The 3982-nt window shown below is 57.6% G+C and carries 1 protein-coding gene and 1 pseudogene; both read left to right on the top strand.

Going from position 1 to position 3982, the window contains the following annotated elements; all coding sequences use genetic code 11:
• A pseudogene (locus ACILQR_RS17420) lies at positions 1–1203 on the top strand (hypothetical protein); the annotation flags it as partial.
• Positions 1204–1261: 58 nt separating this feature from the next.
• Positions 1262–3550: a DUF5906 domain-containing protein gene (locus ACILQR_RS17415; protein ID WP_395652625.1), complete on the top strand. Its 2289-nt coding sequence runs from the start codon at positions 1262–1264 to the stop codon at positions 3548–3550.
• Positions 3551–3982 lie beyond the last annotated feature (432 nt).

The following is a 3982-nucleotide window of genomic DNA, read 5'->3' as shown; positions in this document are numbered from 1 at the left end:
TCGATTGACAAAACTGTGCGGGCTAACTTGCTTGCGATGGAGGACCCCGATGAGATACCGCCCGCTGTTGCCGACGTTATACAGTGCGCCGATGACCTCTGGGCGTCGTCGGTTGCGAAGTTCAGCCGCCTTGCGAGTCTGGCAGACGAGGAAGACGCCAGAGTTAGAGGTGCCTTCGTTTTTGCTGGAGGCAGTGCGACAGGGAGAGCTTCCTCGTACGGCGCTCAAGTCCATAATCTCCCGCGTAAAAGCGCTAAAGACCCGGACGCCATCCGCGCAGCAATGGTTCGAGGCCATGAAATCGTGCCACGATTCGAGAAACGCATTACTGACGTTTTGAAGAAGATGCTGCGCCCGGCCATCGTGGCCGCACCTGGCAACGTCCTGATCTCCTACGACTGGTCGGCCATCGAGGGCCGTGTGCATCCGTGGCTGTCTAACTGCCCAGCAGGTGAGGCCAAACTGGACGTGTTCCGTTCGGGCCTTGACCCTTACATCGTCAACGCTTCGGCCACCTTTCGCCTGCCCTACGACCACATCAAGGCCGAGCATGACGAGGGCCGCAGCGATATGCGCCAGATTGGCAAAGTGCAAGAGTTGGCCCTTGGGTTCTTGGGCGGCGCTGGAGCGTTCGAGACTTTCGGTCGCATCTACGGCGTGCGCCTGACGGGTTCAGAGGTGCAGCGGGCCGTGGACGGCTGGCGCAGGGCCAACCCTTGGGCGCAGGCGCATGGGCAGCAGCTTGAGAGCGCCTACCTGCGGGCCATGCGCCACAAGAATCGTGAGTTCAAGGCTGGCCGGATCGTTTACCTGTTCGATGGCCAGACCTTATGGTACTCGCTGCCCTCTGGCCGTGTGCTGTGTTACCCCAACGCCAAGTTTGACGAGGAGGGCAATGTTACCTATACCAAGGCCGCGTGGAAGCCTGCTGCTGATGCCAAAGAATGGCCCCGCGCCCGTCTGTGGCGTGGTCTGGCTTGTGAGAATGTCGTGCAGGCGACAGCCCATGATTTGCTGCGATACGCCATGAGACATATACCCGAAGTGATCGGTCATGTCCACGACGAAATTGTTGTTGAGTGTCCAAAAGATCAGGCAGAATCGGTAGCCCAGCGTGTGCATAAAGTCATGTGCACGCCCCCCGATTGGGCCATTGGCCTGCCACTTGCCGCCGAAGGTGTCACGACAACCCGATACTCGTAAAAAAGAAAGCCCCCGTGGATTAGACGGGGGCCAAAGTTCCAACTGAAGGAGAAGCAACTTGCTCGATTTTCTCACAAAATTAGCCCCAGAGGGCGAAACTTTCCTTGTTGTGCGTCAAAAACCACAACTTAAAGACGGCCAATATCAGTTTCACGCTGATGGGGCTATCAAGGCCACTTGGCCTGCCATGCTGCCAGACGCCAAGATCAAGCCCGATTGGGCCATCTACGGCAACACCGCGTCGTTTATCGTTGATCGTTTCAAGGATGGCCATGTCAGCGCCAGCGCCGTCAACTGCGAGTATGTGCTGGTGATGGTGCTGGACGATGTGGGCACGAAGGCCAAAGTGCCGCCCATTGAGCCGACATGGAAGATGGAGACATCCGAGGGGTCGTTTCAGTGGGGCTATGTGTTCAGCGAACAACCTACCAAAGCCGAGTACACCGCCGCCATCAAGGCGATCGCCGACGCGGGCTACACCGACCCCGGCGCGATCAATGCGGTGCGTAACTTTCGTCTGCCTGGTAGCGTGAACCTAAAGCCGGGTCGTGATCTTTTTAAGTCTGTGCTGGTCGAGTTTCACCCCGAACGCGACTTCACTTTGCCCCAGATATGCGCTGCCCTTGAAGTAACGCCCAGCGCCGACACAGGCGATGTGTTCCGTCCGATCCGTATCTCGGACGATGGCACAGACGATGTGATGGTGTGGCTTTCTGACAACGGCCTGCTGCTGTCGCGCCCTAACCAAGAGGGCTGGGCTGGCGTGATCTGCCCCAACAGCGCCCAGCACAGCGATGGCAACCCCGAAGGCCGCTACCTGCCCGCCAATCGCGCTTACTGCTGCCTGCATTCGCATTGCCTTGAGCTTGATTCGTCCGTGTTCCTGAAGTGGGTGGCCGACAATGGTGGCCCAGCGCATACACCTGGGCTGCGTGAGGAGTTGCTTCAGCAAGTGATGAATTCAACGCTTGGCAAGCTGACCCCGACGGCCGAGTTCCCTGATGTGGCGGCTGAGATCGTGGCCGAGGTCGAGCGCAAAGAGTTGGGCCGCCTTGAAAAAGACGGCTGGTATGAGCGTTTCGCCTACTTGCAAGACGACGACGCGTTTTTCGACTTGGCCGAGCGCCATGAGGTGTCGCGCCAATCGTTTAACGCGATCTTTCGCCATATCGCCTGCCATAGCATCCACGGCGTAAAAAAGCCCAAGATTGAGGCTGCTACCTGTTTTGATGAAAACCGCCAGAAGAAAGGCGCTCGTATTCTGAAGGGTGTCACCTATGCTGCGGGTGAGTCCATCCTCTGCGCCCGTGATGGCATCGTGTACGGCAACCGCTGGCGCGATGCGCGGCCTGTACCTGTTGCAGGTAATGTCCAGCCGTGGCTGGCCCATGTTGAGCGCATGGTCCCTGACGCTAAAGAACGCGCCCATGTGCTGGATGTGATGGCCTTTAAGGTGCAACACCCTAACCGCAAGATCAATCACGCAGTGCTGCATGGCGGCAACCCTGGCAGTGGCAAGGACACCATGTGGGCACCATTCTTTTACGCCGTTGGCGGCGAATCCTTGAAGAATGTCTCCCTTGTGCGTAACGAAGAAATCGCGTCTCAATGGGGCTATGCCCTTGAAGCCGAGATTATGGTGGTCAACGAGTTGCGCCAGTCTGAGGCCAAAGACCGCCGTTCCCTTGAGAACACCCTCAAGCCCCTGATTGCTGCGCCTCCTGAGTTCTTGTCAGTTAACCGCAAGGGCTTGGCCCCTTATGAGTTGGTCAACCGCCTGCAAGTGATCGCGTTCAGTAACGAGCGTGTGGCCATTAACCTGCCCTCAGATGACCGCCGTTGGTTCGTGGTCTGGTCGGACGCGCCGCGCATGACTGACGAGGAGGGTGCGATCATGTGGGCATGGCTTAACAGTGGTGGCAAGTCGGCAGTGGCGGCTTGGCTACACGCCCGTGATGTGTCAGCGTTTGCGCCTGGAGCCACGCCCATGTTGACCGAGGCCAAGGCCATAATGGTAGAAGCCGGTATGTCTGGCGCTGAATCGTTCCTCGTTGACTTGATGCGAAACCGCTTAGGCGAATTCTCTAAGGGTGTGGTCGGTGCGCCGTGGCACGCCCTCTGCGATCGTTTGCAGGGGCTTGTGCAGGGAAATGTGAAAATCGTACAACCTGCCCTGCTGCACGCCCTTAAAGAGGCCGGATGGGTGGACATGGGGCGCTTGAAGTCGCGCAGGTACGACAACAAAAAACACATTTTTGTTGCGCCTGATATGGTCGAGATGGCTAAGTCAGACCTGCGGGACATGGTGGAAGAACCCCCTGCAAACCCTCTGGTGAGGGTGAAATGAAGAAGGCCCCGTGAGGGGCCTTTTTTATAGTTTTAAGATTACCGCCAGTATCGCGGCAACTACCGCCGCCAAAGCCATCATAGTGGAGCCTCGGGCAATTGTTCGCGCTGTTGCTTGGCGTGTTCGCGCTCTTGTGCGGCTGTCCAAGGCGTGGGGCCAGTAGGCGGGGGAAATGGCCATTGCGCTTGCCAGTGCAAGGCTTGCAAGGCAAGGCCCGTCAATGAACCGGGGTCAAGATCGTCGGGCCAGTCAGTCACGTTAAATTCTCCAATGCTTCGTCAGCGCAGCGCAACAGGTCGTAAAAATACTCGGGCGAAAACTCCGCCGGATTGTCAGTGTAAAAAAGCAAGTCGTCGCGTATGCACTTAATTAAGTGAACGGCGCGGGCTTTTCCTTTTTTAACTTTGGGCGGTGGTGGTACATAATCTGCGT

The sequence above is a fragment of the Brevundimonas sp. genome (assembly GCF_044239655.1).
In the GTDB taxonomy this organism is placed as follows: Bacteria; Pseudomonadota; Alphaproteobacteria; order Caulobacterales; family Caulobacteraceae; genus Brevundimonas.
The sequence above is the reverse complement of the archived record's forward strand: the minus strand, read 5'-3'. Positions and strand labels throughout refer to the sequence as shown.